A 26,328-nucleotide genomic window follows, 5' to 3' on the forward strand; every position below is an offset into this window, starting at 1 on the left:
TCGTGAGACGTAAATTCTTGCTGCTGCTGGAGACCGGCCTGGTCCTGGCAGGGCTGTTGTTGGGGGCTTCGGCCTGGAAGATCCATTCGGCGCTGCAACAGCCGCTGAACATCACCCAGGAAGAATTGCTGGACGTGCCCAACGGAACCACCCCGACCGGAACCCTCAAGCGCCTCGAAGCCGACGGCCTGATCAGGGACGCCTTCTGGCTGCGGATCTATTGGCGTTTCAATCTCGCTGACCAGCCGTTGCACTCCGGTGAGTATCGGATGGTGCCAGGCATGACGATGGAAGGCCTGATCGGTGTCTGGAAGCGCGGCGAAGTGGTGCAGTACAGCGTGACGCTGGTGGAAGGCTGGAATTTCCGCCAGGTGCGCGCAGCGTTGGCCAAGGATGAAAAGCTCCAGCAGACCCTCACCGACCTGAGCGACAGCCAGGTCATGGAGCGTATCGGCCACTCCGGAATATTTCCCGAAGGCCGGTTCTTCCCGGACACCTATCGCTTCGTGCGTGGCACCTCGGATGTCGATTTGCTGAAAAAAGCCTACGACCGCCTGGAAGACGTGCTCGCCAAGGAATGGGCACAGCGTTCCGCCGATGTGCCTTACACCCAACCGTATCAAGCGCTGATCATGGCGTCCCTGGTGGAGAAGGAAACCGGCGTGCCCCAGGAGCGCGGGCAGATTGCCGGCGTCTTTGTGCGACGCATGCGCCTGGGCATGCTCCTGCAGACCGATCCCACGGTGATCTACGGCCTGGGCGAGCGCTACACTGGCAAACTGACTCGTGCCCATTTGAAAGAAGAAAATCCCTATAACACTTATCTGATTCCAGGCTTGCCGCCGACGCCGATTGCGATGGTGGGACGCGAGGCGATTCATGCGGCATTGAACCCGGCGTCGGGTAATAGCCTTTACTTCGTCGCGCGCGGTGATGGCAGCCACGTGTTTTCCGATGACCTGGAGTCGCACAACAATGCAGTGCGTGAATTCCAGCTCAAGCGCCGTGCCGATTACCGCTCCAGCCCGGCCCCGGCAACCCCGGACGAGCAGGCGCCGATCCCGGCGGCATCTCCCGATACGGCGCCTGAGGACGTGCCCCAGGTACCGCCCCAGCAACCTGCCCCTGAACCGAATGCCAGCGAGCCGCCGAGCTCGCAATGAACATTGATAAAGGATCGCCTGTGACTGGCTTGTTTATAACGCTGGAAGGCCCGGAAGGCGCCGGCAAGAGCACCAATCGCGAATACCTGGCCGAACGCCTGCGGGCCGCCGGCCTCGAGGTGGTGTTGACCCGTGAGCCGGGCGGCACACCGTTGGCCGAGCGAATTCGCGAGGTGCTGCTGGCGCCCATTGAAGAAGTCATGAACCCCGACACCGAGCTGTTGCTGGTGTTCGCGGCCAGGGCACAGCATCTGGCCGAGGTGATTCGCCCGGCGCTGGCCCGTGGCGCCGTGGTGCTGTGCGACCGTTTCACCGATTCGACCTATGCCTACCAGGGTGGCGGTCGCGGTTTGTCCGTGGAGCGCATCGCCGCGTTGGAAGCCTTCGTCCAGGGTGACCTGCGGCCAGACCTGACCCTGGTGTTCGACCTGCCGGTGGAAATCGGCCTGGCCCGCGCCAGCGCCCGTGGCCGGCTGGATCGTTTCGAGCTTGAGGGCCAGGCTTTCTTCAACGCCGTGCGCAATGCCTTCCTGAGTCGCGCCAAGGCCGATCCGGCGCGTTACCTGTTGATCGATGCGGCGCAACCGCTGGCCCAGGTGCAACAGTCCCTGGACGGCTTGCTGCCGCGTTTGCTGGAGCGTGTCCGTGGCTGAAGCCTATCCGTGGCAAGACGGTCTCTGGCAGCAATTGGCCGGTCGTGCCCAGCATGCCCATGCCTATCTGCTGCACGGACCGGTCGGCATCGGCAAGCGGGCACTGGCCGAGCGTCTGATGGCCAGTCTGCTTTGCCTGCGCCCGGGTGTCTCGAACGACGCTTGTGGCGAGTGCAAGTCATGCCTGCTGCTCAAGGCCGGCAGCCATCCCGACAATTACGTGCTGGAGCCGGAGGAGGCGGACAAGGCGATCAAGGTCGACCAGGTCCGGGATCTGGTCAGCTTCGTGGTCCAGACTTCACAGATGGGCGGGCGCAAGGTAGTACTGATCGAGCCGGTCGAGTCGATGAACATCAACGCCGCCAACGCCTTGCTCAAAAGTCTTGAAGAACCTTCCGGCGATACCGTGCTGTTGCTGGTCAGCCACCAGCCGAGCCGCTTGCTGCCGACCATCAAGAGTCGTTGCGTGCAGCAGGCCTGCCCGCTGCCGAGCGAGGCGATGAGTTTGCAGTGGCTGGCCCAGGCCTTGCCCGATAGCAGCGACGAAGAGCGTGTCGAGCTGCTGACCCTGGCGGCCGGCTCGCCCTTGGCGGCTGTCAGCCTTCAGGCCCAGGGCGTGCGTGAACAGCGGGCCCTGGTGGTGGATGGGGTCAAGAAACTGCTCAAGCAGCAGCAATCGCCCACGCAACTGGCCGAGGGCTGGAATGCGATCCCGTTGCTCCTGCTGTTTGACTGGTTCTGCGACTGGTCGAGCCTGATCCTGCGTTACCAACTGACCGAGGATGAGGCCGGCCTGGGGTTGGCGGACATGCGCAAGGTCATCCAGTACCTGGCGCAAAAAAGCAGCCAGGATAAAATCTTGAACATTCAGGACTGGATTCTTGCCCAACGTCAGAAGGTGCTAGGCAAGGCGAACCTCAATCGGGTGCTATTGCTCGAGGCGCTGTTGGTGCAGTGGGCGAGTTTGCCTGGTCGAAACTGACAGGTACTGCCTAAACTCAGCTCAATCGCAGCGGAGATCAGCATGAACGAACCTGTCAGTCCCGGGCCACGCAACGGCATCCTGTCTTTGACCATCAAGGACAAGTCGGTGCTTTACGCCGCCTATATGCCCTTTATCAAGAACGGTGGCCTGTTCATTCCGACCAACAAGAATTATCGCTTGGGCGATGAAGTGTTCATGCTCTTGAGCCTGATGGATGAAGCGGAAAAGATCCCGGTCGCCGGCAAGGTGATCTGGATGACGCCCAAAGGCGCCCAGGGCAACCGGGCCGCTGGCGTTGGCGTGCAGTTCAACGACGGCGACAATTCGGCTCGCAATCAGATCGAAACCCACTTGGCCGGCTCCCTGAAGTCCGACCGTCCCACCCATACGATGTAGCCCAGCCCTTTATGCTTGTAGATTCCCATTGTCACCTTGACCGTCTCGACCTCGCTGCCCACGGCGGCTCCCTGGATGCTGCGCTGGACGCGGCCCGCCAACGGGGTGTCGGTCACTTCCTGTGCATCGGCGTCAGCGCCGACAACGCCGCCGACGTCAAGGCACTGGCCGAACGTTATGCCGATGTCGATTGCTCGGTCGGTGTCCACCCGCTGGATGTCCAGCCAGACGCCGCGCCGGTGCTCGATTGGTTGTTGCGTGAGCTCGACCATCCACGGGTTGTCGCCATTGGTGAAACCGGCCTTGACTATCACTACGAGCCGGAAGCCGCCGACGTGCAGCAGGCGTCGTTCCGGCTGCACCTGGAGGCCGCCCGGCAAACCGGCAAGCCGGTGATCATCCATACCCGTGGCGCCCGGGCCGACACCCTGGCCTTGCTGCGTGATGCCGCGCTGCCCCAGGCCGGGGTGCTGCATTGCTTCACTGAAGACTGGGACATGGCCAAGGCAGCACTGGACATGGGCTATTACATTTCCTTGTCCGGGATTGTCACGTTCCGCAATGCCGATGCATTGCGCGATGTCGCCAGCAAAGTGCCGGCTGATCGATTGTTGGTGGAAACCGATTCGCCTTACCTGGCGCCCATTCCCTATCGAGGCAAGCCGAATCTTCCGCAATACGTACGGGAAGTGGCGGAGTTCCTGGCGATGCTGCGCGGCGAGTCCTACGAGCGGTTTGCCGAGCAGACGACGGAAAATTTTAAGCAATTGTTTCCGCTGGCTCACGTCCGGCCGGTGCAAGCCTGAATTCCATGCAAAAAAAACCCGGGTTCTGGGGGGTGAATCCGGGTTAAGACCATTAGGAGTAAAACAAAGGCACGCGGTCCGTTGGTACCTTTATCAGCGCGTCACTTGGGGGAGATGTCGCGCCGACAGTTGAAGTATTGATCAGTATGCCAACGCGTCCAGTCGGGCCGGGGTGGTTTTTAAACAAATTTGGAATACGCTCGCTTCGGATAAGTTCTCACTGTCGTCAAAGCGCGCAGGCGCGGTACATTGGCGTGGGAAACGGCGGGCCGGGTGTGTACGGTTTTGTGAAGAACAGTGGCCGAGAACGGATGATCCGTGCATTTTTGCGTAAGTTAGGCATAATACCCGGCTTCGAATTTTGACCCTTCAGACCTTTTTCTTATGCACAAAGAACCCCGTAAGGTCCGTGAGTTTCGCCGCCGCGAGCAGGAAATTCTCGACACCGCGCTCAAGTTGTTCCTCGACCAGGGTGAAGACAGTGTCACCGTCGAGATGATTGCGGATGCCGTGGGTATCGGCAAAGGCACGATTTATAAACATTTCAAATCCAAGGCGGAGATCTACCTGCGCCTGATGCTCGATTACGAGCGCGATTTGAACGAGTTGCTGCATTCGGCGGACGTGGACAAGGACAAGGAAGCCCTGTCGCGGGCCTACTTCGAGTTCCGCATGCGTGACCCGCAGCGCTACCGCTTGTTCGACCGCCTGGAAGAAAAGGTGGTCAAGGGCAACCAGGTGCCGGAGATGGTCGAGGAGCTGCACAAGATCCGCGCCTCGAACTTCGAACGCCTGACCCAGCTGATCAAAGGCCGGATCAGCGAAGGCAAGCTCGAAGACGTGCCGCCTTACTTCCATTACTGCGCAGCCTGGGCGTTGGTGCACGGCGCGGTGGCGCTGTATCACTCACCGTTCTGGAGCAATGTGCTGGAAGACCAGGAAGGCTTCTTCCAGTTCCTGATGGACATTGGCGTGCGCATGGGCAACAAGCGCAAGCGCGATACCGACGTCCCGAGTAGCTGATTGGCCGCACAGGCCAAGACATTCAGCTGTCTTATTGCGCCATGTCCGCTTACATGGCGCAGTGCCCCAGTAATATACTCAGGCTTGGGTCTTGCGAAATCTTGATTTAGAGGTCAAGTTTCACAGGTCCGATTCTTCTTTCGCCGGAGTGATCCATGATCGTTGACCGTCAAGGCAGGCGTTTCCGCAATTTGCGGATCAGCCTGACTTCTGCCTGCAATTACGCCTGTACCTACTGCGTGCCTGATGGCAAGCGGTTGGTGGCTGCGCAGGATGAACTGTCAGCCGAAGCCATGGCACGCGGCGTAGCCTATTTGATCGAGGCCGCCGGAATCGAGCGGCTGCGCATCACTGGCGGTGAGCCGCTGGTCAGCCCCAAGCTCGAACGTTTCATGACGGCGGTGGGACAGATGGGGCTGGAAGACATCAGCCTGACCACCAACGGTCAGTTGCTGGCGAAAAAACTGCCTTTGCTGGTAGACGCTGGCATTCGCCGGATCAACGTTTCCCTTGACACCCTGGACCCCGCTGCGTTTCGCAGTATCGCCCGTGGCGGCGACCTGGCGACCGTGCTCGACGGCATGGAACAGGCCCGGGCCACCGGGATGAAGATCAAGGTCAACATGGTGCCGTTGCGCGGGCAGAACCTGGATCAGGTGATGCCGTTGCTCGAATACTGCCTGGAACGTGGCTATGAGTTGCGTTTCATCGAGTTGATGCGCATGGGCCACCTGGCCAGCGACTCCAATGCATTCCTGCAGCAGTTCGTCAGCCTCCAGCAACTGCTCAGCCTGATCGGCGATCAGTACGAATACCTGCAAGCCGACGCACCGGTGGATGCCACGGCGGTGCGTTATGAGATACCGGGGCTGGGGCACTTTGGTGTGATCGCCAATGAAAGCGTGCCTTTTTGCCGTACCTGCTCCCGGCTGCGGCTGTCCTCGACGGGTTGGCTGCATGGCTGCCTGTCTTCGAGTAACCGACACTTTGTCGGCGATCTACTGGACAAACCGCGGCATCAGGCCTTGCCAGCCCTTCAGCGCTTGCTGGTCAAGGCGTTGGGGGACAAGCAGGAAGTGGCGTTCTCCGGCGGCGCGACCATCATGAAAATCATCGGCGGCTGAGCGAAATACCTAACTGCATGCAGTGATTCCCGTGGCGAGGGAGCTTGCTCCCGCTGGGTAGCGAAGCGGCCCCTTGGGAATTTTACGACTGCTTCGCAGCCGAGCGGGAGCAAGCTCCCTCGCCACAGGAGCAGCCACTGAAAATCCAACCGATCCCAAGGACTGGCGCAAAAGCTGCATCCCACGACCATTCGCCGGTTTTCCGACACCGGTTTTTGGAGGGTAGGATGCGTAGCCTGGTTTTGCTGCTGGCCGTTTTGGTGCTTGGCGGTTGCATGAATGTCAGCGACATGGGAGAGGGCGTTCGTTATCACATGAGCGATGCCGGCCTGCTGGACCATAGCGACAGCCGTCGTATAAACAACCTGCGTATCCAGCCAGACTCGTTCATCTACATTGCCCAGGGAGCCTTCGCTCCGCCAGGCAGCGCCTATCCGCGTCCCAATGTCGTGGCCGAGGAAGCCTTCAATGGCTTCATCGAATATTTCCCCATGGTCCGTCGCGCCCGTACTCCCGAAGGCCTCGACCAGGCCATGGGTGAAGCCCGTTCCGCCGGTGCCCATTACCTGCTGTACACCCGGTTCGCCAAGGCCGACAACCGCATCGGCAACACTGACGAATGGCAGGATGAGGAAGCCGTGGATCGCCTGGGTGTCGATACCAGCGTGATTCAAATCATGTTGATCGAGACCAGCACCCAGTATTTGATTGATACTGCACGTATCAAGAGTCGTGGCGGTTTACTGACGTTGCACGACAAGCAGCCACAAGACCTCATCGCCACGCCTTTGCGTGAATATGCCCGCAGCCTGCTGGGGATGAGCGACGAGTAACTAAGGAGTCACCATGAGCGGACCGCAAAAAGCCAATGACTTGCTGGGGCAGATCCCCAAGACCAAAGGCCTGCCACCGGTCCACTTGTGGAATCCCGACTTCTGCGGCGACATCGACATGCGCATCGCCCGGGACGGTACCTGGTACTACCTGGGCACGCCCATTGGGCGAAAGCCGATGGTCAAGCTGTTCTCCACCATCATCCGCCGCGACGGCGATGATTACTTCCTGATTACCCCTGTGGAAAAAGTCGGCATCAAGGTCGATGACGCGCCGTTCGTGGCCGTGACCCTCGAGGTCGAAGGGCACGGGGAAGGGCAGTTGTTGCGCTTTACCACCAATGTCGAGGAAACCACCGAGGCCGGCGACGAACATCCGATACGGGTGGTGATCGACCCCCAGACCCAGGAGCCAGCGCCCTACGTGCATGTACGCAGCAATCTGGAAGCGCTGATCCATCGCAATGTGTTCTACCAGTTGGTGGAACTGGCGGTCAGCCGCGAGATCGACGGACAGCGCTGGTTGGGCGTGTGGAGCGGCGAAGAGTTTTTCCCCATAGGCCTGGAACCCTGATCCTCTGTGGGAGCGAGCCTGCTCGCGATGATGGCAGCACCGTCAACCCGGCCTTAACTGACCCACCCCTATCGCGAGCAGGCTCGCTCCCACAGGAGTGAAGCCGTAAAATTCAAATTGACACCCAATCATATGATGATTAGCGTGGGCCTCCAATAAGAGTGGCCCGCGGGGTTTTCATGTCCAGCAGTTTTCATGCGTCGACCGTCGATTGGCTGGGCAGTTGGATAGCCGCCGGCCAGGTCAAGCCTGGGCAAACCATCAAGGTCGAGGCGGACTTGGGCGAGCAACTGGGCGTCAGTCGCACGGTGATTCGCGAGGCGATCAAGACCTTGGTCGCCAAGGGCATGCTGGAAGTCGGGCCGAAAGTCGGCACGCGGGTGTTGCCGGTGCGACGCTGGAACCTGTTCGATCCCCAAGTGGTGGGCTGGTTGTCACGCAGCGGCCTGCCGGAAAACTTTGTCGATGACTTGCTGGACCTGCGCCGTACCATCGAGCCGATGGCAGTGCGCTGGGCGTGCGAGCGGGCCACCGCCGATCAGGTGCAGGCGATCCGCCTGGCTTACCATGCGCTGGAGCGGGCGGTGGACAGCGGCGCCGATTACAACCGCGCCGACCAGTTTTTCCACGAGTGCATCCTCGCCGCCAGCCATAATCAATTCATCGAACAAATGGTCCCGGCCCTGGGGGCACTGCTTGCGGTGTCGTTCGAGGTGTCGGCGGCCGACCCGGATGAGCTGCGCCGCACCTTGCCCATCCACAAGGACATCGCCGACGCCATCGCCGCCCGTGACGCGGCGCGGGGTGTCTGGGCCTGCATGACCCTGATCGATAACGCCGACCTGGCGATCAAACGCTTTTACCCCAATGTCATGGCTGGTCGAACAGACGCCGCCGGGCAAGTCGGGAACAGGAGGTTTCAATGAAGTGGACGGCTGTGACGGAACACCGGGCGAAATTGGGCGAGGGGCCCTTCTGGGACGAGCCGACCCAGGCATTGTACTGGGTTGATATCGCCGGCAAGCAGGCACTGCGGTTGATCGGCGCCAATGTTGATATCTGGCAGATGCCCGAGCATGTGTCCGCCTTCATACCGACCCAAAATGGCGACGCCTTGGTGACCCTGAGCAGCGGTGTCTACCGCCTTGATCTTGATTCGCCGGGCCTGGAGCCGCGCCTGACGCTGTTGTGCATGGCCGATCCCCAGCCAGGCAATCGTGCCAACGAGGCCCGTTGCGACGCCCTGGGCCAGCTCTGGCTCGGCACGATGCAGAACAACATCGGTGCCGAAGGCGAGGACTTGCCGATCGAGCACCGGTCCGGCGGCCTTTTTCGCGTCGGGAGTGATGGCCGTGTTCTGCCCCTGTTGCGCGGGCTGGGTATTCCGAACACCTTGGTCTGGAGCCCCGATGGCACCACGGTGTATTTCGGCGACAGCCTGGATGGCACGTTGTATCGGCACTTTATCTACCCGGAAGGCAACCTGGCGCCTGCCGAGGTCTGGTTCGGTCCACACCCGCGTGGCGGTCCGGATGGCTCGGCAATGGATGCCCGGGGATACATCTGGAACGCCCGCTGGGACGGCAGTTGCCTGTTGCGCCTGAACCCGGATGGCCAGGTCGATCGGGTGATCGAACTGCCCGTCAGCCGCCCGACCAGTTGTGTGTTCGGCGGTGAAGACCTCAAGACGTTGTACATCACCAGCGCCGCGAGCCCGTTGGGTCATCCGCTGGACGGTGCGCTGCTGTCGATGCGTGTCGATGTGCCCGGCGTGGCGTGTACACGGTTTGCAGGCTAAATCCCAAAATATGGGATGTAAATATATATATTGAGATTGTTTGGCGGCCGGGTTTATAGTCGGCTCCATCGGCAATACGCACTCACACTAAAAAAACAAAACAGGTGAAGTGATGCAACGATCTTTCCCCGTACGCCCCGGTGGCGTACGCCGGCCACTGTTCTTACAAGCGCCTTTGCGCCGGTCATCCGTGGATGCCCGGTTTTTGTCGTGCCCGCGTACAGGAGTCTTGAACCATGGCTGAGCCCTTGGTCTTGCCACCTGTGCCGGAGCCACCGAAGGGTGAGCGCTTGAAAGACAAGGTCGTGTTGTTGACCGGTGCAGCCCAAGGCATCGGCGAGGCCATCGTCGCCGCGTTCGCGTCGCAACAGGCTCGACTGGTGATCAGTGATATCCAGGCGCAGAAGGTCGAGGCGGTGGCGGCTCATTGGCGGGAGCGCGGGGCCGATGTGCAAGCGCTGCAGGCCGATGTGTCGAAGCAGCAGGACTTGCAGGCCATGGCCCGTCGCGCCGTCGAGCTGCACGGGCGCATCGATGTGTTGGTCAACTGCGCTGGCGTCAATGTCTTCCGTGACCCGCTGGAAATGACCGAAGAAGACTGGCGTCGCTGCTTCGCCATCGACCTGGATGGCGCCTGGTACGGCTGCAAGGCGGTATTGCCACAGATGATCGAGCAGGGCGTGGGCAGCATCATCAATATTGCCTCGGTCCATTCGTCCCACATCATTCCCGGCTGTTTCCCGTACCCGGTGGCCAAGCATGGCCTGCTCGGCCTGACCCGCGCCCTGGGCATCGAATACGCGCCCAAAGGGGTACGCGTCAACGCCATCGCCCCGGGGTATATCGAAACCCAACTGAACGTCGACTACTGGAACGGCTTCGCCGATCCCCATGCCGAACGTCAGCGTGCGCTGGACCTGCACCCGCCACGACGCGTCGGGCAACCGATCGAAGTGGCAATGACAGCCGTGTTCCTGGCCAGTGACGAAGCACCGTTTATCAATGCCTCATGCATCACCATCGATGGGGGACGTTCGGTCATGTACCACGACTGAATATTTCCGGATTGCAGTCGGAAACTTCGCCTGTAATCCAATCATCATACGATATGACTATTTAGACCTATGCTGTGTAGCAACTTGATGTAACCGCCCAGCCTGCGCATTTCCACCGACGGTGGAGCAGAACCCTGGACGTTTGGCTTTCAATAAAAAAAACAAGGAGTCAGCTATGAATCATCGTCGTGGGATCCGTTCCCTGTGTCGCGCCGCCCTGGCGGTTACCGCGGTCAGCCTCAGCAGCAGCTTGCTGGCAGCTGATCCCGTAAAAATCGGTTTCCTGGTCAAGCAGGCCGAGGAGCCTTGGTTCCAGACCGAATGGGCGTTCGCCGAGAAGGCGAGCAAGGACAAAGGCTTCGAATTGATCAAGATCGCCGTGCCTGACGGCGAGAAAACCCTCTCGGCCATCGACAGCCTGGCCGCCAACGGCGCCAAGGGCTTTGTGATCTGCCCGCCGGACGTGTCCCTCGGCCCGGCCATCATGGCCAAGGCCAAGCTCAACGATCTCAAGGTGATTGCCGTGGACGACCGCTTCGTCGACGCCAGCGGCAAGTTCATGGAAGACGTGCCGTACCTGGGCATGGCCGCGTTCGAAGTGGGCCAGAAGCAGGGCGCCGCCATGGCCGCTGAAGCGAAAAAGCGCAACTGGGAGTGGAAAGATACCTACGCGGTGATCAACACCTTCAACGAGCTGGACACCGGCAAGAAGCGCACCGACGGTTCGGTCGATGCCCTGAAGAAGGCCGGGATGCCGGCAGACCACATCCTTTATTCCGCGCTGAAGACCCTCGACGTACCCGGCAGCATGGACTCCACCAACTCGGCCTTGGTGAAGCTGCCAAGCGCCGCGAAGAATCTGATCATCGGCGGCATGAACGACAACACCGTGCTGGGCGGCGTACGCGCCACCGAAGCGGCCGGCTTCAAGGCCGACAACGTGATCGGCATTGGTATCAACGGTACCGACGCCATCGGTGAGCTGAAAAAACCGAAAAGCGGCTTCTTCGGTTCGATGCTGCCAAGCCCGCACATCGAAGGCTACAAGACCGCCGAAATGATGTACGAGTGGATCACCACCGGCAAGGAACCGCCGAAGTACACCGCGATGGACGAGGTGACGCTGATCACCCGGGAGAACTTCAAGCAGGAGCTGGAAAAGATCGGCCTGTGGAATTGACGGTCGGTTGATTCAAAAGCGGCCCTGGTCACATGCGTGGCGGGGTCGCTTGATCTCTGTAAGTTCGAGGTGGTTATGCAAGCGCAAACAGCGACACGGCAACACAACATCGGCGGCAGCTTGCGATTCAACGGGATCGGCAAGTCCTTTCCCGGCGTGCAGGCGCTGGCCAATATCAGTTTCGTTGCCCATCCGGGGCAGGTCCATGCCTTGATGGGTGAAAACGGCGCCGGCAAGTCCACGTTGCTGAAGATCCTCGGTGGTGCCTACATCCCGAGCAGCGGTGACCTGCAGATCGGCGAACAGACGATGGCCTTCAAGGGCACCGCTGACAGCATCGCCAACGGTGTGGCGGTGATTCACCAGGAGCTGCACCTGGTGCCGGAAATGACCGTCGCGGAAAACCTGTTTCTCGGCCATTTACCGGCACGTTTCGGCCTGGTCAACCGTGGTGTGCTACGCCAGCAGGCGCTGACACTGCTCAAGGGCCTGGCCGACGAAATCGACCCGCAGGAAAAAGTCGGTCGCCTGTCCCTCGGCCAGCGCCAATTGGTGGAAATCGCCAAGGCCTTGTCCCGTGGCGCCCACGTCATTGCCTTCGACGAACCCACCAGTAGCCTGTCGGCCCGTGAAATCGACCGTTTGATGGCGATCATCGCCCGCCTGCGAGACGAGGGCAAAGTGGTGTTGTACGTCAGCCACCGCATGGAAGAGGTGTTCCGTATCTGCAATGCGGTGACGGTATTCAAGGACGGTCGTTATGTCCGCACCTTCGAAAACATGAGCGAGTTGACCCATGATCAACTCGTCACCTGCATGGTCGGCCGCGATATCCAGGACATCTATGATTACCGTCCTCGGGAGCGCGGCGATGTGGCGCTGCAAGTGAAGAACCTGTTGGGGCCGGGCTTGCGCGAACCGGTGAGCTTCCAGGTGCACAAGGGCGAGATCCTCGGCTTGTTCGGTCTGGTCGGCGCCGGTCGTACCGAGCTGTTGCGCTTGCTCAGTGGCCTGGAGCGTCAGCGCGAGGGAAGCCTCGTGCTGCACGGCAAGGAACTGAAACTGCGTTCACCCCGCGATGCCATCGCCGCGGGCGTGCTGCTCTGCCCGGAAGATCGCAAGAAGGAAGGCATCATCCCGTTGGGCAGCGTGGGCGAGAACATCAACATCAGTGCGCGCCCGGCTCATTCCGCCCTTGGCTGCCTGTTGCGCGGTGATTGGGAGCGGGGCAACGCTGACAAGCAGATCAAGTCGCTGAAGGTGAAGACGCCGGCGGCTAGCCAGAAAATCATGTACCTGTCCGGCGGCAACCAGCAGAAGGCGATTCTCGGTCGCTGGCTGTCGATGCCGATGAAAGTCCTGCTGCTGGACGAACCGACCCGTGGCATCGACATCGGCGCCAAGGCGGAGATCTACCAGATTATCCACAACCTGGCGGCCGAGGGCATCGCGGTGATCGTGGTGTCCAGCGACCTGATGGAAGTGATGGGCATTTCCGACCGAATCCTGGTGCTCTGCGAAGGGGCCATGCGCGGCGAGCTGCCGCGTGACCAGGCCAACGAATCCAACCTGCTGCAACTGGCGCTGCCGCGCCAACGCGTTGCCGACGCGGCGAACTGAGAGGTAAATCATGACCATTCAAAACAATGCACTGCCAACGGCACGCAAACCCCTGGACTTGCGCCGTTTCCTGGACGACTGGGTCATGCTGCTGGCGGCCATCGGCATCTTCGTGCTCTGCACCCTGATGATCGATAACTTCCTGTCGCCGCTGAACATGCGTGGCCTGGGCCTGGCGATTTCCACCACCGGCATCGCGGCCTGCACCATGTTGTATTGCCTGGCGTCCGGGCACTTCGATTTGTCGGTCGGTTCGGTGATTGCTTGTGCCGGCGTGGTCGCGGCGGTGGTGATGCGCGACACCAACAGCGTATTCCTCGGTGTCAGCGCTGCGCTGGTGATGGGGCTGATCGTCGGCCTGATCAATGGCATCGTCATCGCCAAGCTGCGGGTCAACGCCTTGATCACCACCCTGGCGACCATGCAGATCGTCCGGGGCCTGGCCTATATCTTCGCCAACGGCAAAGCGGTGGGTGTGTCCCAGGAATCGTTTTTCGTATTCGGCAACGGCCAATTGTTCGGCGTGCCGGTGCCGATCCTGATCACCATCGCCTGCTTCCTGTTTTTCGGCTGGCTGCTGAACTACACCACCTATGGGCGCAACACCATGGCCATCGGTGGCAACCAGGAAGCGGCGTTGTTGGCAGGGGTGAACGTTGATCGCACCAAGATCATCATCTTCGCCGTGCATGGCGTGATCGGCGCCCTGGCCGGAGTGATCCTGGCGTCGCGCATGACCTCGGGCCAGCCGATGATTGGCCAGGGCTTCGAGCTGACCGTGATCTCGGCCTGCGTGCTGGGCGGGGTGTCGTTGAGCGGTGGTATCGGCATGATTCGCCATGTCATTGCGGGCGTGCTGATTCTGGCGATCATTGAAAACGCGATGAACCTGAAGAACATCGACACCTTCTACCAATACGTTATCCGCGGCTCGATCCTGTTGCTGGCGGTGGTGATTGACCGCTTGAAACAACGCTGAAACCAGAGATCGCTGGCGAGTGATCTACCGCTATCGCGAGCAGGCTCGCTCCCACAGGTTTTGTGCCAGGCGCAAAATTCCGGCGCACCGAAGATTCAATGTGGGAGCGAGCCCGCTCGCGAGGCGTCAGTGCATTCAATACCTTCTAACCTGACCCACCGCCATCGCGAGCAGGCTCGCTCCCACAGGTTTTGTGCCAGCCGCAAAATTCCGGCGTACCGAAGATTCAATGTGGGAGCGAGCCCGCTCGCGAGGCGTCAGTGCATTCAACACCTTCTAACCTGACCCACCGCCATCGCGAGCAAGCCCGCTCCCACAGGTTTTGTGCCAGCCGCAAAATTCCGGCGCACCGAAGATTCAATGTGGGAGCGAGCCCGCTCGCGAGGCGTCAGTGCATTCAATACCTTCTAACCTGACCCACCGCCATTGCGAGCAGGCTCGCTCCCACAGGTCTTTATGTCAGAGCCCAGAACCTCGGCACAACGCGGACCCCATGTGGCAGCGAGCTTGCTCGCGATAGCGTCCTCCCTGACGCCAACCATCACCCCGCCTTGCGCAATGCTTCGACCAACTCCTGCTTGCGCATCTTCGAACGCCCGGGAATATTTTTCGCCCGGGCCTCCTTCATCAGGCTGTCCACGGTCTGGGTCCCATGGGAGGCTTTGCTGGTGCGTGGATGACCTTCGCGGGTCTTGGCGGCGCGTCGGGCCGATTCCTTACGATCGGTTTTCTTGGCCGCCGCGGGTTTGTCCTTGCCCGAGCCACCGGAACGCTCGCCGCCACCGGATTGTTTGTTCACTGTCGCCCAGGCTCGGGCCTCGGCTTCGTTTTCGGACACACCTTTTTTCTCGTAACTTTTTTCAATGTGTTCGGCCTTGCGCTTTTGCTCGGCGGTGTATTTGTCTTTGCTTCCACGAGGCATGGGATGTTCCTCCTCAAATGTCTAAGCAGAGGCTATTGGCTGGCGGCACCACCTTCGGAGCCCGAGCCACCGGTGGTGGTTTCCGAACCCACGCCGGTATCGGCGTTATCGGGGGCAGTGGAGTCCGGCGTATTCATTCCACCCTGGCGTCCCATGTCATTGCCCTGTACGCGCGGATCGGTGCCAGTGGCGGGAGGCTGGCCATTGTTCAGGTCCCCAGTGCCGTCGGTATTCAACTTGGGCATGCCTTCGGTTGCGGGAGAGTTGGGTGGCTGCACCGGATCGGTCGGCCCGGTGCCAGCGGTGGATGCCGCGAAAGCCACCGAGGACAGCAGCGTGGCAAATGTGAATGCAGTCAGCCTTGAAGTGATCATGGTGTCGCCTCCATTTTTAGAATGCTTGCCTGATCTTGGGCTGCACTGGATTTGGGTTGGTGCCTGGGGCGCGACGAATGGCGCTTTTGAAGGTGGGTTCGTGTCGCGATCAAATAGTTCGATCGATATGTGACGAGCGGCACGTGGCGGCTTAGTATGGCGCTTTCAATTGGCTACAAGGCCTGTTCATGTCCATCGAGATCCGTCCTGCGCAACCCAGCGATGCGCCTCAAATCCTTGCCTTCATCACCGAGTTGGCCGATTACGAAAAGGCCCGCCACGAAGTCATCGCCAGTGTGGCCGACATCGAGCGCAGCCTGTTCAGCGAGGGCGCGACCGCCCACGGGCTGATCTGCCTGCGTGACGGCGTGCCGATTGGTTTCGCGGTGTTTTTCTTCAGTTACTCCACCTGGCTGGGCAGCAACTGCCTGTACCTCGAAGACTTGTACATCACCCCTGAACAGCGCGGTGGTGGGGCGGGGAAGACGTTGTTGCGACATCTGGCGAAAATTGCCTGTGACAACGATTGCGGTCGCTTCGAATGGAGCGTGCTGGACTGGAACACCCCGGCCATCGACTTCTACAAATCCCTCGGCGCGCAACCCCAGGAAGAGTGGGTGCGCTACCGAATGGACGGCAAAGTGCTACGGGATTTCGCTAACGGCAATTGAAATTCATGAGTATGCGTTGGATGCGTACTCGATAAATCCGGGGCGCTGTTCGAGCCGCTTGCAGTAAGCGGCCACCGCCGGGTAGTCCGGACGCTCCATGGGTGTCTGGCGCCAGCGGTGTACCGACAGACCGATGAGTACATCGGCGAGGGAAAACTCCGTACCGGCCACGTAGGCGCCGGTGCGATTCAACTGCTGCTCCAGCAAACCCATCTTCTCGTTCCAGCCTTTGACACCGGCGGCGATGAGTTTTGGGTCTTGGAAATCCGGATGTTTGCGCACCAGTCCGTAGAACGCATCGCCCCATGACGGGTTGAGTTCCGTAGCTTGCCAGTCCATCCACTGCTCGACGCGTGCCCGTGCGGCGGGTTCGACGGGCAGTAGATCGCTGCGCCCATGCTTGCCCACCAGGTAGCGACAGATGGTGTTCGACTCCCAGAGCACACCGTTCTCATCAATGATCACCGGTACCTGGGCATTGGGATTCAAGGCCAGGAACGCCGGATCCTGGGTCGAGGCAAAGCCGATGCCCCAGTCTTCGCGCTCGAAGGCGATCTCCAGTTCCTGACAGGTCCACAGCACTTTTCTGACGTTGATCGAAGAAGTGCGGCCGAGGATTTTCAACTGTTGTCCCATTACTTTTTCCCTGAGTGCTAAGGCGTCCGGACAGAAAACGTAGCAGGGTCTCGGGCGAATGGCGATGGCTTTATCGTTTATGGTTAAATCCCAATATATGGGAGTGATATTTATATATTGAGATTTTGCCGCGCCCGGGTTTATAGTCCGTCCTACTCACTGCCAAAAAACAAAACAGGTGAAACGGATGCAGGCGCAATTGATTGCGCTCGATTGGGGGACCACCTCATTACGGGCTTACAAACTCGCCGCCGGGGGCGAGGTGCTCGAACAGCGTTCGCTGTCATCGGGGATCATGCAGTTGCCCTCCGGGCCACGAACCCTGGCTGGCCAGGTGTGCATCGACGGCTTCGAATTGGCCTTCGATGAGGCCTGTGGCGATTGGCTCAATGCTCAGCCGGGCCTGCCTGTCATAGCCTGCGGTATGGTCGGCAGCGCCCAGGGCTGGCGCGAAGCACCCTACTGCGACACGCCCGCCAACGTCGCCAATCTCGGACATTCCCTACAAACCGTTCGTAGTCTTCGCGGTGTCGATGTGCACATCGTACCCGGCGTGATCCAGCGTTCACGGCTGCCCAACGTCATGCGCGGCGAAGAGACCCAGGTGCTCGGCGCCTTGCATAACCTGCCGGACGGAGCGGTGTTGATCGGCCTGCCCGGCAGCCACTCGAAATGGGTGGAAGTGACCGACGGCTGCATCGTGCATTTCGACACCTTCATGACCGGCGAGATCTTCGCCGTGCTCAGTGACCACAGCATTCTCGGCCGCACCCAGCAGCGCGGCGCGACGTTCGACGGCCAGGCCTTCGATCGCGGCGTGCAGGTGGCGTTGTCGGTGGACGGCGAGATCGGTCCGTTGTCCACCGTGTTCAGCGCCCGCAGCCTGGGCTTGACCGGCGAACTCGCTGCCAGCGCCCAGGCGGACTATCTCTCTGGCCTGTTGATCGGCCATGAACTGACGGCGCTGGCTACCGTGCAGCGTCGGCGACGCGACAGCATCCACTTGCCCGCCGTGGTGTTGATCGGCAATTCCCAACTCTGCGCCCGTTATCAACGGGCTCTCGACGCCTGCGGTTTCGCCCGGGTGACCCTGGCCGAACAGGCCACCGAACGTGGTTTGTGGCAACTGGCCGTGGCGGCCGGGCTGCTCGATTCCACCGCATCGCGTTAAACCTGACTGGAGGTCTGACATGCTCACACAAGCACTGGCGCACAACGGGCTGATCGCGATCCTGCGTGGTCTGCGTCCCGAAGAGGCGGCGGCCATCGGCGAAGTCCTGTACGGCGCCGGATTTCGCGTCATCGAAGTACCGCTCAATTCCCCCGAGCCGTACGAAAGTATCCGCATCCTGCGCAGTACCTTGCCCGCCGATTGCCTGATCGGTGCCGGCACCGTGCTGACGCCGGAACAGGTCGAGCAGGTGAAAGCCGCTGGCGGACAAGTGATCGTCATGCCCCACAGCGATCCGAAGGTGCTGCGTGCGGCGAAAGCGGCGGGCTTGTATCTGTCGCCAGGCGTCGCCACGCCCACCGAAGCCTTTGCCGCACTGGCCGAAGGCGCCCACGTGCTGAAGATGTTTCCCGCCGAGCAAATGGGCCCGGCGGTGGTCAAGGCCTGGCTCGCGGTGCTGCCGGCCGGGACCGTGCTGGTGCCGGTGGGCGGGATCACGCCGGACAACATGGCGGTGTTCGTCGAGGCCGGGGTCAAGGGTTTCGGCCTCGGTTCCGGGCTGTTCAAGCCAGGCCTGACGGCAGATGAGGTGGCGGTGCGCGCCAAGGCCTACGTGGCCGCGTGGAATGCCTTGAACTGAAGACTTTTCCAGCGCCCCGGGCGCTGCATCTGATAAGAGAGACAACAAGATGAAAATCACCAAACTGACCACGTTTATCGTTCCGCCGCGCTGGTGCTTCCTCAAGGTCGAAACCGACGAGGGCGTGACCGGTTGGGGCGAGCCCGTGGTTGAAGGCCGTGCCCATACGGTGGCGGCGGCCGTCGAAGAACTGTCTGACTACTTGATCGGCAAAGACCCACGCAACATTGAAGACATCTGGACCGTACTGTATCGCGGCGGCTTCTACCGCGGTGGGGCGATCCACATGAGTGCCCTGGCCGGTATCGACCAAGCGTTGTGGGACATCAAGGGCAAGGCCTTGGGTGTGTCGGTCAGCGATTTGCTCGGTGGCCAGGTGCGCGACAAGATCCGCGTGTATTCGTGGATCGGCGGCGACCGACCGGCGGACACCGCTCGCGCGGCGAAAGAGGCGGTGGCGCGGGGTTTCACGGCGGTGAAAATGAATGGTACCGAAGAGCTGCAATTTCTCGACACGTTTGAAAAGGTCGACCTGGCCCTGGCCAACGTCGCGGCGGTGCGGGACGCGGTGGGGCCGAACGTCGGCATTGGCGTGGACTTCCACGGTCGGGTGCACAAGCCGATGGCCAAGGTGCTGATGAAGGAGCTCGATCCCTACAAGCTGATGTTCATCGAAGAGCCAGTGCTCAGCGAAAACTACGAAGCCCTCAAGGAATTGGCGCCGCTGACCAGCACCCCGATTGCCCTGGGCGAGCGGTTGTTCTCGCGCTGGGACTTCAAGCGAGTCCTCAGCGAAGGCTACGTGGACATCATCCAACCGGATGCATCCCACGCCGGCGGTATCACCGAAACCCGCAAGATCGCCAACATGGCCGAGGCCTACGACGTGGCGCTGGCCCTGCACTGCCCGCTGGGCCCCATTGCCCTGGCGGCGTGCCTGCAACTGGACGCGGTCTGCTACAACGCGTTCATCCAGGAGCAGAGCCTGGGCATCCACTACAACGAGAGCAACGACCTGCTGGATTACATCAAGGATCCACAGGTGTTCGACTACGACAAAGGCTTCGTGAAAATCCCCAATGGCCCGGGCCTGGGTATCGAGATCAACGAGGAATACGTCATCGAACGCGCGGCTATCGGCCATCGCTGGCGCAACCCGATCTGGCGCCATGCCGATGGCAGTTTTGCCGAGTGGTGAGTCACGCCTGATCCACCCAGTTCCCCTGTGGGAGCGAGCCTGCTCGCGATGGTGTGTCAATTGGCTTATGAGTGACTGACCCACTGCTATCGCGAGCAGGCTCGCTCCCACAGGTTGATCTCCGTAGACAGGAAGATCCTTCTCGGTATGCCCGTTTCCTCAATAAGCATAAAAAGAGGCACCTCACATGCAAGCGCACACCCTGAGCGCGCAAGCGTCGTTGGTGACGCCCAGCCGCAAGCGTTTTTTCATCATGGTCCTGCTGTTCATCACCGTGGTGATCAATTACCTGGACCGCAGTAACCTCTCGATTGCCGCGCCCGCACTGACCAGTGACCTGGGCATCGACCCGATCCACGTCGGGCTGATTTTCTCGGCGTTCGGCTGGACCTACGCGGCCATGCAGATCCCTGGTGGCTGGCTGGTGGACCGAGTACCGCCACGCATTCTTTACAGCGTGGCGTTGCTGTTGTGGTCGGTGGCCACGGTGATGCTTGGCTTCGCCGCCAGTTTCATCGCGCTGTTCGTGCTGCGCATGGCGGTCGGTGCCCTGGAAGCGCCGGCTTATCCGATCAACAGCCGCGTGGTCACTACCTGGTTCCCTGAACGTGAGCGGGCCACGGCCATCGGTTTCTACACCTCCGGGCAGTTCGTCGGATTGGCTTTCCTGACGCCGGTGTTGGCCTGGCTGCAACACGCCTTCGGCTGGCACATGGTGTTTGTCGCCACGGGCGCGGTGGGCATTATCTGGGCGGCGATCTGGTACGCGGTGTATCGCGAGCCACGGGATTTCAAAGGCGCCAACGCCGCTGAAATCGAACTGATCCGCGAAGGCGGTGGGTTGGTGGATATCCAGGCCGATACCGCCAAGGCCAAGGCGAAATTCAGCTGGACCGACCTGGGTATTGTCCTGACCCAACGCAAGTTGTGGGGCATTTACCTGGGGCAGTTCTGCCTCAACTCCACGCTATGGTTTTTCCTGACCTGGTTCCCGACCTACCTGGTGAAATATCGCGGCATGGACTTCATCAAGTCCGGCCTTTTGGCATCGCTGCCATTTCTCGCGGCGTTTGTCGGCGTGCTGTGTTCCGGGTTCTTTTCCGACTGGCTGATTCGTCGTGGCAGCAGCGTGGGTTTCGCGCGCAAGCTGCCGATCATTGGCGGATTACTGATCTCCACATCGATCATCGGCGCCAACTTTGTCGAGTCAACGCCGCTGGTCATCGCCTTCCTGGCCCTGGCGTTCTTCGGCAACGGCCTGGCGTCGATCACCTGGTCGCTGGTCTCGACACTGGCGCCGGCGCGACTGCTCGGGTTGACCGGTGGGGTGTTCAACTTCATCGGAAACCTGGCGGCCATCGCCACGCCTATCGTCATTGGCTTCCTTGCCAGCGGCGATTCGTTTGCCCCGGCCATCACCTATATCTCCGTGCTGGCATTGGTGGGGGCGCTGTCCTACATCTTGCTGGTGGGGAAGGTCGAGCGCATCGAGTTGTAGTCCGACGGGGCGGGCGACCATAATGCCGCCCGTTCCCCGCTCACTGTTGAAGGCCGGATATGCAGCAAGACGATCCAAAAATCACCAAGGACGCCGCGCCTACAGGCACGCAGACATTGCTGCGTGGTCTGGGTGTGGTTCAGGCGGTCGCCAGCGGCGCCCGTGACTTGAAGGAAATCGCCCGGCTGATCGGCACCACCCGCAGCACCACCCATCGCCTGGCCAGTTGCCTGGTGGACGAACGTTACCTGCGCGTGGTGCCGCAAGTGGGTTACCTGCTGGGGCCGAAGCTGATCGAACTGGGTTTCCAGGCCCGGGAAGAACTGCCACTGGTGAGCCTGGCCGGGCCGTATCTGGACGAGTTGTCGGCTCTCACCGGCGACACCGTTCACCTGGCGATTCGCGAGGGCGACGAAGTCTTGTACCTGCTGAAAAACCCGGGGCGCAACGGCCCGGAGATGCGCTCGCGCGTGGGCCATCGCATGCCTTTGGCGCGCACCGGGATTGGCAAGGCGCTGATGCTCGATGACTCGCAAGAACAATGGAAAAGGCTGTACGAAATCAGCCTGCCGGCCGGCGGGAAGAATCAGTTCTGGCCCCAGCATCAGGAGCAATCCTGGGAACAGTTCCAGCAACGGATGGTGGAGTACGTGGCGGGAGGTTATGCCTTCGATCTGGAAGACAACGAACCGTCGATTCGTTGCGTGGCGGCGCCGATTCGCGACGCTGGCAAGCGCATTGTCGCCGGTATCAGCATCGCCAGCACCGTGCCGTACATGCCGCTGGAAAAAATGGCCGAGCTGATTCCCCTGGTCAAAGGGGTTACAGCCCGGCTATCGGCGGAGCTGGGTGCCAAGGTCTGACGAACGTCAGGCCTTGAGGGTCGCCATGTCGATGACGAAGCGGTACTTCACGTCCCCAGCGATCATGCGGCTGTAGGCCTCGTTGATCTGGCGAATGTCGAGCATTTCAATGTCGCAGCTGATGTTGTGTTCGGCACAGAAATCCAACACTTCCTGAGTCTCTGCGATACCGCCGATCAACGAGCCAGCCAGGACTCGACGACCCATGATCAGTTTTGCGGCATGCACCGGCGGATCAATCGGCTCGACCAGACCTACCAGGATATGCACGCCGTCGAAACGCAAGGTGTCGAGGTAGGGATTGAGGTCGTGCTGCACCGGAATGGTGTCCAGCAGGAAGTTGAAACGTCCGGCGGCAGCGGCCATCTGCTCGGCGTCGGTAGACACGATCACGTGGTCCGCACCTTGGCGACGGGCTTCTTCAGCCTTGCTCGCCGAGCGGGTGAACAACGTCACTTCCGCGCCCATGGCCTTGGCGAACTTGATGCCCATGTGCCCGAGCCCACCCATGCCCAGCACGCCGACCTTGTCGCCGGCCTTCACGCCGTAGTGCTTGAGGGGCGAATAGGTGGTGATGCCGGCGCAGAGAATCGGCGCGGCGCCGGCCGGATCGAGGTTTTGCGGGATGCGCAGCACGAAATGCTCGCTGACCACGATGCTATTGGAGTAACCGCCCATGGTGTGGCCACCGCTGATACGATCCGGGCTGGCGTAGGTCTGCGTCATGCCCTGGTAGCAGTATTGCTCCAAGTCAGCGCGGCAAGCTTCGCACTCGCGGCAGGAGTCGACCATGCAGCCAACGCCCACCAGGTCGCCGACCTTATAACGGGTGACATTCGCACCGACGGCGGTGACTTTTCCTACAATCTCATGGCCGGGCATCAGCGGATAAACGGCGATGCCCCATTCATTGCGGGCCTGGTGGATGTCGGAATGGCAGACGCCGCAGTAGAGAATGTCGATTGCCACATCGTCGGCTCGCGGGCTGCGGCGTTCGAATTTCATGGGGGCGAGGGGAGTGGTGGCCGACTGGGCGGCATATCCGATGGCTGTGTACATGATGGACCTCGCTAAGCAGTGAACGGTGAGGGGGTCATTCTGGGAGTCCTGTCAGTGTGCGGCGATGGCGATTCCTCCGCCTGTCATGCCTAATCCTCCGGTCTTGGCCAGGATTTGATCCTATGTGGCGCCAGACCTGCGATGATGGTTTCATCCCTTTTTTCGCGAAGTTTTCGTCCATGTTGTTGACCCGCCATCTCGATGCCAACGCTACGCTGGTTTCATTGATAGAACCTTTGGCGACCCGCGACGGTTTCGTCCCGACGCCACTGCCCGGCGTACATGTGCTTCGGGCCAGTCAGGACGTCGCCCGTGGCCCACAGCTCTACGAACCGAGTCTGGTGATCATTGCCCAGGGTAGCAAACTGGCGTACCTGGGGCCTCGCACGCTGGAATATGGCGCCGGGCATTATCTGATCCAGGCCTTGCCGGTGCCGTTCGAATGCGAAACCTACGCCATGCCCAATGCTCCACTGCTTGGGGTTTCCGTTGCGATCGATCGAGCGATGCTGGGGGAACTGGTGCTGGCCATGGGGTTGGTACCGGGTCGGAACCTGGCGCCGCAGACGCCGGAATCGATGACCTGCGCCGTGCTTGATGACGCCATGCGTGGGTGTGTCGAACGTTTGTTGCGCTGTTTGCACGATCCGTTGGAGTGCCAGGTCATGGGCCAGGCGCGGCTGCGGGAGTTGCTGTTCGTCGCGTTGCGCGGGCCCCAGGCCGATGTGCTGCGGGCGCTGGTGGAGCAGCAAGGCCAGTTCGCTCGGATTGCCGTGGCCTTGAGCCATTTGCATGCGCACTTCACCGAGCCACTGAACGTCGAGACACTGGCCAGTTGCGCGAACATGAGCGCTTCAACCTTCCATGAGCATTTCAAGCGCAGCACCTTGCTCTCGCCGGTGCAGTACCTCAAGCGCTTGCGCCTGCTCAAGGCCCAGCGGCTGCTGCTCATCGAAGGCATGGGCGTGGCCCAGGTGGCGCATCAGGTGGGGTATCAGAGCCCGTCGCAGTTCAGTCGGGAGTACAAGCGCTACTTTGAACGCAACCCCGGGGGAAGAGCGCGCAGCTTGAGCCTGTGATGTTTCCTTGTGGGAGCGAGCCTGCTCGCGATAGCGGTGTATCGGTCGACATCTGTGTTGAATGGAAAAACGCTATCGCGAGCAGGCTCGCTCCCACATTGGTTCGGTGTGGTCGTCGGAATAGCAGGCAACAAAAAGGCCCCCATTGCGGGAGCCTTGATGTTCAGCGAATCGGCTTACATGTTCGGGTAAGTCGGCCCGCCAGCGCCTTCCGGGGGAAACCCAGGTGATGTTCTGCGCAGGGTCCTTGATGTCACAGGTCTTGCAGTGAACGCAGTTCTGGGCGTTGATCTGGAAGCGCTTCTCGCCGTCTTCCTTGGTCACCACTTCATACACGCCGGCCGGGCAGTAGCGCTGTGCCGGTTCGTCGTACAGCGGCAGGTTCTTGCTGATCGGAATGCTCGGATCGGTCAGCTTCAGGTGGCAGGGCTGTTCTTCTTCGTGGTTGGTACCGGAAATGAACACCGAGCTGAGTTTGTCGAAGCTGATCTTGCCGTCCGGTTTCGGGTAGTCGATCTTCTTGCAATCGGCCGCCAGCTTGAGGCAGGCATAGTCGGGCTTGGTATCGTGCAGGGTGAACGGCAGCTTGCCGCCGAAGATGTTCTGGTCGAGCCAGTTGAAGCCACCGCCGATGATCGCGCCGTACTTGTGAATCGCCGGGCCGAAGTTGCGGCTGGCGAACAGTTCTTCATACAGCCAGCTGTTCTTGAAGCTGTCGACGTAGGCGGTCAGTTCATCACCGCCTTCGGACTCGGCAAACAGGCGATCGGCCACGGCGTCGGCGGCGAGCATGCCGGACTTCATGGCGGTGTGGCTGCCCTTGATCTTGGCGAAGTTCAGGGTGCCGAGATCGCAACCGATCAGCGCGCCGCCCTTGAAGACCATTTTCGGCAGCGAGTTCAGGCCGCCCTTGCAAATGGCGCGAGCACCGTAGCTGACGCGCTTGCCACCTTCCAGGTACTGCTTGAGCACTGGGTGATGCTTGAGGCGCTGGAATTCGTCGAATGGCGACAGGAAGGTGTTGCTGTAGGACAGGTCGACGATCAGGCCGACCACCACCTGATTATTTTCCAGGTGATAGAGGAATGAACCGCCGGTGTTTTCGGTGCCCATGATATCCAGCGGCCAGCCGGCGGTATGCACCACCAGCCCCGGTTGATGCTTGGCCGGGTCGATTTCCCAGATTTCCTTGAGACCGATGCCGTAGTGCTGGGCGTCGGCATCGCTGTCGAGGTTGAAACGCTTGATCAGTTGCTTGCCAATATGGCCTCGGCAGCCTTCGGCGAACAGCGTGTACTTGCCGCGCAGTTCCATGCCAGGGGTGTAGAGGCCTTCCTTTGGCTGGCCTTCACGGTCGACACCCAGGTCGCCAGTGATGATCCCGCGCACCACGCCGTTTTCGTCGAACAGCGCTTCCTGGGCGGCGAAGCCCGGGTAGATTTCCACGCCCAGGTTCTCGGCCTGCTGGGCCAGCCAGCGGCACAGGTTGCCCAGGGAAATAATATAGTTGCCTTCGTTGTGCATGGTCTTGGGCACAAAAAAGTCAGGGATTTTCTGCGCGGACTCGGCGTTTTTCAGGACATAAATGTCATCACGCTTGACCGGTGTATTCAGCGGCGCGCCGAGTTCTTTCCAGTCCGGGAACAGTTCGTTCAGAGCGCGGGGTTCGAACACCGCACCGGAGAGGATGTGCGCACCGACTTCGGAGCCTTTTTCGACCACGCAGACGCTGATTTCCTTACCGGCTTCGGCGGCCTTCTGTTTCAGTCGGCAAGCGGCAGACAGGCCAGCGGGGCCGGCGCCGACGATGACCACGTCGAATTCCATGTATTCGCGTTCCACAGGGCTATCTCCTACTCAAGGCTCACAGTTTTTCTAATTGGAGGTTTGGCGTTGCATCCGTTGTTTCCTTCGCGAAAAGCGACGAAAGCGACAATGGATGAGACGCGGGTCTCTCTTAAGCGGCGCATTATATCTACACCACTCTCAGGGTCCAATACAAACGTTTGTTTGAAATTGCCGCAGCCC

26 protein-coding genes and 1 pseudogene are annotated in these 26,328 nt (G+C 60.7%); 22 read left to right on the forward strand and 5 right to left on the reverse strand.

All coding sequences use genetic code 11. The features are described from left to right. Positions 1–2: 2 nt before the first annotated feature. The 15 genes from mltG to araH all read left to right on the forward strand — a co-directional run bounded on the left by mltG (position 3) and on the right by araH (position 14,189). Positions 3–1,163 carry an endolytic transglycosylase MltG gene (gene mltG / locus GN234_RS26985; RefSeq protein WP_116833142.1) on the forward strand — a complete coding sequence of 387 codons (1,161 nt, stop codon included), beginning with the start codon at positions 3–5 and terminating at the stop codon, positions 1,161–1,163. A 20-nt stretch (positions 1,164–1,183) separates the two neighbouring features. Continuing rightward, a complete protein-coding gene (tmk, locus tag GN234_RS26990) occupies positions 1,184–1,816 on the forward strand; it encodes a dTMP kinase (RefSeq protein ID WP_176689320.1) in 633 nt (210 codons plus the stop codon). Next, complete coding sequence (locus tag GN234_RS26995; protein ID WP_109754380.1) at positions 1,809–2,798, forward strand: DNA polymerase III subunit delta'; 990 nt, start codon at positions 1,809–1,811, stop codon at positions 2,796–2,798. Before tmk ends, GN234_RS26995 begins: the two co-directional genes overlap by 8 nt. 42 nt (positions 2,799–2,840) lie before the next feature. Beyond that, positions 2,841–3,197 carry a PilZ domain-containing protein gene (locus GN234_RS27000; RefSeq protein ID WP_109754379.1) on the forward strand — a complete coding sequence of 119 codons (357 nt, stop codon included), beginning with the start codon at positions 2,841–2,843 and terminating at the stop codon, positions 3,195–3,197. Positions 3,198–3,208: 11 nt separating this feature from the next. Then, complete coding sequence (locus GN234_RS27005) at positions 3,209–4,003, forward strand: TatD family hydrolase (RefSeq protein ID WP_176689321.1); 795 nt, start codon at positions 3,209–3,211, stop codon at positions 4,001–4,003. A gap of 384 nt (positions 4,004–4,387) precedes the next feature. After that, on the forward strand, positions 4,388–5,026 hold the full coding sequence (locus GN234_RS27010; RefSeq protein WP_109754377.1) for a TetR/AcrR family transcriptional regulator: 639 nt from the start codon (positions 4,388–4,390) through the stop codon (positions 5,024–5,026). Positions 5,027–5,181: 155 nt separating this feature from the next. After that, positions 5,182–6,150, forward strand: a complete 969-nt coding sequence (locus GN234_RS27015; protein ID WP_014339493.1) for a GTP 3',8-cyclase MoaA — start codon at positions 5,182–5,184, stop codon at positions 6,148–6,150. Positions 6,151–6,377: 227 nt separating this feature from the next. Then, entirely contained in the window at positions 6,378–6,983 is a 606-nt protein-coding gene (locus GN234_RS27020) for a DUF4823 domain-containing protein (RefSeq protein ID WP_109754376.1), read from the forward strand. A 13-nt stretch (positions 6,984–6,996) separates the two neighbouring features. Then, positions 6,997–7,557, forward strand: coding sequence for a DUF1285 domain-containing protein (locus GN234_RS27025; RefSeq protein WP_176689322.1), 561 nt, complete (start codon positions 6,997–6,999; stop codon positions 7,555–7,557). Positions 7,558–7,736: 179 nt separating this feature from the next. Next, the gene (locus GN234_RS27030; protein ID WP_109754374.1) at positions 7,737–8,483 is read left to right on the forward strand and encodes a FadR/GntR family transcriptional regulator; all 747 of its coding nucleotides are present in this window, start codon (positions 7,737–7,739) and stop codon (positions 8,481–8,483) included. Then, entirely contained in the window at positions 8,480–9,355 is an 876-nt protein-coding gene (locus GN234_RS27035) for an SMP-30/gluconolactonase/LRE family protein (RefSeq protein WP_176689323.1), read from the forward strand. The genes GN234_RS27030 and GN234_RS27035 overlap by 4 nt, the downstream gene beginning before the upstream one ends. 236 nt (positions 9,356–9,591) lie before the next feature. After that, positions 9,592–10,410 (forward strand): SDR family oxidoreductase, encoded by an 819-nt coding sequence (locus tag GN234_RS27040; protein ID WP_053186253.1) that lies wholly within the window; start codon positions 9,592–9,594, stop codon positions 10,408–10,410. Positions 10,411–10,585: 175 nt separating this feature from the next. Continuing rightward, positions 10,586–11,590 carry a substrate-binding domain-containing protein gene (locus GN234_RS27045; RefSeq protein ID WP_176689324.1) on the forward strand — a complete coding sequence of 335 codons (1,005 nt, stop codon included), beginning with the start codon at positions 10,586–10,588 and terminating at the stop codon, positions 11,588–11,590. Positions 11,591–11,665: 75 nt separating this feature from the next. Beyond that, the gene (gene araG, locus GN234_RS27050) at positions 11,666–13,210 is read left to right on the forward strand and encodes an L-arabinose ABC transporter ATP-binding protein AraG (RefSeq protein WP_176689325.1); all 1,545 of its coding nucleotides are present in this window, start codon (positions 11,666–11,668) and stop codon (positions 13,208–13,210) included. 10 nt (positions 13,211–13,220) lie between these two features. Next, positions 13,221–14,189 carry an L-arabinose ABC transporter permease AraH gene (araH, locus tag GN234_RS27055; protein WP_003204223.1) on the forward strand — a complete coding sequence of 323 codons (969 nt, stop codon included), beginning with the start codon at positions 13,221–13,223 and terminating at the stop codon, positions 14,187–14,189. A gap of 541 nt (positions 14,190–14,730) precedes the next feature. On the opposite strand, the gene GN234_RS27060 is transcribed toward araH, so the two are convergent. Both GN234_RS27060 and GN234_RS27065 read right to left on the reverse strand, forming a co-directional pair. Beyond that, on the reverse strand, positions 14,731–15,111 hold the full coding sequence (locus GN234_RS27060; protein ID WP_109754370.1) for a Rho termination factor N-terminal domain-containing protein: 381 nt from the start codon (positions 15,109–15,111) through the stop codon (positions 14,731–14,733). A gap of 32 nt (positions 15,112–15,143) precedes the next feature. Continuing rightward, positions 15,144–15,485 (reverse strand): hypothetical protein, encoded by a 342-nt coding sequence (locus tag GN234_RS27065; protein WP_176689326.1) that lies wholly within the window; start codon positions 15,483–15,485, stop codon positions 15,144–15,146. 188 nt (positions 15,486–15,673) lie between these two features. On the opposite strand from GN234_RS27065, the gene GN234_RS27070 reads away from it, so the two are divergent. Beyond that, positions 15,674–16,156 carry a GNAT family N-acetyltransferase gene (locus GN234_RS27070; protein WP_030137727.1) on the forward strand — a complete coding sequence of 161 codons (483 nt, stop codon included), beginning with the start codon at positions 15,674–15,676 and terminating at the stop codon, positions 16,154–16,156. Between the two features lie 3 nt (positions 16,157–16,159). On the opposite strand, the gene GN234_RS27075 is transcribed toward GN234_RS27070, so the two are convergent. Further along, on the reverse strand, positions 16,160–16,792 hold the full coding sequence (locus GN234_RS27075) for a glutathione S-transferase family protein (RefSeq protein ID WP_176689327.1): 633 nt from the start codon (positions 16,790–16,792) through the stop codon (positions 16,160–16,162). A 187-nt stretch (positions 16,793–16,979) separates the two neighbouring features. On the opposite strand from GN234_RS27075, the gene GN234_RS27080 reads away from it, so the two are divergent. The 5 genes from GN234_RS27080 (at position 16,980) to GN234_RS27100 (ending at position 22,162) form a co-directional block, all read left to right on the forward strand. Next, entirely contained in the window at positions 16,980–17,963 is a 984-nt protein-coding gene (locus tag GN234_RS27080) for a 2-dehydro-3-deoxygalactonokinase (protein ID WP_176689328.1), read from the forward strand. A 19-nt stretch (positions 17,964–17,982) separates the two neighbouring features. Next, positions 17,983–18,603, forward strand: a complete 621-nt coding sequence (locus tag GN234_RS27085) for a 2-dehydro-3-deoxy-6-phosphogalactonate aldolase (RefSeq protein WP_047228220.1) — start codon at positions 17,983–17,985, stop codon at positions 18,601–18,603. 49 nt (positions 18,604–18,652) lie between these two features. Beyond that, positions 18,653–19,801, forward strand: a complete 1,149-nt coding sequence (dgoD, locus tag GN234_RS27090; RefSeq protein ID WP_003179439.1) for a galactonate dehydratase — start codon at positions 18,653–18,655, stop codon at positions 19,799–19,801. A 187-nt stretch (positions 19,802–19,988) separates the two neighbouring features. Continuing rightward, positions 19,989–21,299 (forward strand): MFS transporter, encoded by a 1,311-nt coding sequence (locus tag GN234_RS27095; RefSeq protein WP_109754365.1) that lies wholly within the window; start codon positions 19,989–19,991, stop codon positions 21,297–21,299. Between the two features lie 59 nt (positions 21,300–21,358). Continuing rightward, positions 21,359–22,162 carry an IclR family transcriptional regulator gene (locus GN234_RS27100; protein WP_013693986.1) on the forward strand — a complete coding sequence of 268 codons (804 nt, stop codon included), beginning with the start codon at positions 21,359–21,361 and terminating at the stop codon, positions 22,160–22,162. A 6-nt stretch (positions 22,163–22,168) separates the two neighbouring features. Here the strand turns inward: GN234_RS27100 and GN234_RS27105 are convergent, their stop codons facing one another. After that, positions 22,169–23,221: an NAD(P)-dependent alcohol dehydrogenase gene (locus GN234_RS27105; protein WP_176689329.1), complete on the reverse strand. Its 1,053-nt coding sequence runs from the start codon at positions 23,219–23,221 to the stop codon at positions 22,169–22,171. Positions 23,222–23,400: 179 nt separating this feature from the next. On the opposite strand from GN234_RS27105, the gene GN234_RS27110 reads away from it, so the two are divergent. Beyond that, positions 23,401–24,300, forward strand: coding sequence for an AraC family transcriptional regulator (locus GN234_RS27110; protein WP_176689640.1), 900 nt, complete (start codon positions 23,401–23,403; stop codon positions 24,298–24,300). A 176-nt stretch (positions 24,301–24,476) separates the two neighbouring features. Here GN234_RS27110 and GN234_RS27115 read toward each other — a convergent pair. Then, positions 24,477–26,142, reverse strand: a pseudogene (locus GN234_RS27115) (electron transfer flavoprotein-ubiquinone oxidoreductase). Positions 26,143–26,328 lie beyond the last annotated feature (186 nt).

Source organism: Pseudomonas bijieensis (genome assembly GCF_013347965.1).
GTDB lineage: Bacteria > Pseudomonadota > Gammaproteobacteria > Pseudomonadales > Pseudomonadaceae > Aquipseudomonas > Aquipseudomonas bijieensis.

What these genes read in the sequence shown, in the direction of transcription:
- GN234_RS27020 (WP_109754376.1), top strand. Translation starts at nt 6,378, where the DNA reads ATGCGTAGCCTGGTTTTGCTGCTGGCCGTTTTGGTGCTTGGCGGTTGC.
- GN234_RS27110 (WP_176689640.1), top strand. Translation starts at nt 23,401, where the DNA reads ATGTTGTTGACCCGCCATCTCGATGCCAACGCTACGCTGGTTTCATTG.
- GN234_RS27070 (WP_030137727.1), top strand. Translation starts at nt 15,674, where the DNA reads ATGTCCATCGAGATCCGTCCTGCGCAACCCAGCGATGCGCCTCAAATC.
- GN234_RS27100 (WP_013693986.1), top strand. Translation starts at nt 21,359, where the DNA reads ATGCAGCAAGACGATCCAAAAATCACCAAGGACGCCGCGCCTACAGGC.
- GN234_RS27035 (WP_176689323.1), top strand. Translation starts at nt 8,480, where the DNA reads ATGAAGTGGACGGCTGTGACGGAACACCGGGCGAAATTGGGCGAGGGG.
- GN234_RS27005 (WP_176689321.1), top strand. Translation starts at nt 3,209, where the DNA reads ATGCTTGTAGATTCCCATTGTCACCTTGACCGTCTCGACCTCGCTGCC.
- dgoD (WP_003179439.1), top strand. Translation starts at nt 18,653, where the DNA reads ATGAAAATCACCAAACTGACCACGTTTATCGTTCCGCCGCGCTGGTGC.
- GN234_RS27065 (WP_176689326.1), bottom strand. Translation starts at nt 15,485, where the DNA reads ATGATCACTTCAAGGCTGACTGCATTCACATTTGCCACGCTGCTGTCC.
- GN234_RS27085 (WP_047228220.1), top strand. Translation starts at nt 17,983, where the DNA reads ATGCTCACACAAGCACTGGCGCACAACGGGCTGATCGCGATCCTGCGT.
- GN234_RS27105 (WP_176689329.1), bottom strand. Translation starts at nt 23,221, where the DNA reads ATGTACACAGCCATCGGATATGCCGCCCAGTCGGCCACCACTCCCCTC.
- GN234_RS27000 (WP_109754379.1), top strand. Translation starts at nt 2,841, where the DNA reads ATGAACGAACCTGTCAGTCCCGGGCCACGCAACGGCATCCTGTCTTTG.
- GN234_RS27045 (WP_176689324.1), top strand. Translation starts at nt 10,586, where the DNA reads ATGAATCATCGTCGTGGGATCCGTTCCCTGTGTCGCGCCGCCCTGGCG.
- GN234_RS27030 (WP_109754374.1), top strand. Translation starts at nt 7,737, where the DNA reads ATGTCCAGCAGTTTTCATGCGTCGACCGTCGATTGGCTGGGCAGTTGG.
- GN234_RS27080 (WP_176689328.1), top strand. Translation starts at nt 16,980, where the DNA reads ATGCAGGCGCAATTGATTGCGCTCGATTGGGGGACCACCTCATTACGG.
- GN234_RS27060 (WP_109754370.1), bottom strand. Translation starts at nt 15,111, where the DNA reads ATGCCTCGTGGAAGCAAAGACAAATACACCGCCGAGCAAAAGCGCAAG.
- GN234_RS27040 (WP_053186253.1), top strand. Translation starts at nt 9,592, where the DNA reads ATGGCTGAGCCCTTGGTCTTGCCACCTGTGCCGGAGCCACCGAAGGGT.
- araH (WP_003204223.1), top strand. Translation starts at nt 13,221, where the DNA reads ATGACCATTCAAAACAATGCACTGCCAACGGCACGCAAACCCCTGGAC.
- GN234_RS27010 (WP_109754377.1), top strand. Translation starts at nt 4,388, where the DNA reads ATGCACAAAGAACCCCGTAAGGTCCGTGAGTTTCGCCGCCGCGAGCAG.
- GN234_RS27075 (WP_176689327.1), bottom strand. Translation starts at nt 16,792, where the DNA reads ATGGGACAACAGTTGAAAATCCTCGGCCGCACTTCTTCGATCAACGTC.
- GN234_RS27095 (WP_109754365.1), top strand. Translation starts at nt 19,989, where the DNA reads ATGCAAGCGCACACCCTGAGCGCGCAAGCGTCGTTGGTGACGCCCAGC.
- GN234_RS27015 (WP_014339493.1), top strand. Translation starts at nt 5,182, where the DNA reads ATGATCGTTGACCGTCAAGGCAGGCGTTTCCGCAATTTGCGGATCAGC.
- araG (WP_176689325.1), top strand. Translation starts at nt 11,666, where the DNA reads ATGCAAGCGCAAACAGCGACACGGCAACACAACATCGGCGGCAGCTTG.
- GN234_RS27025 (WP_176689322.1), top strand. Translation starts at nt 6,997, where the DNA reads ATGAGCGGACCGCAAAAAGCCAATGACTTGCTGGGGCAGATCCCCAAG.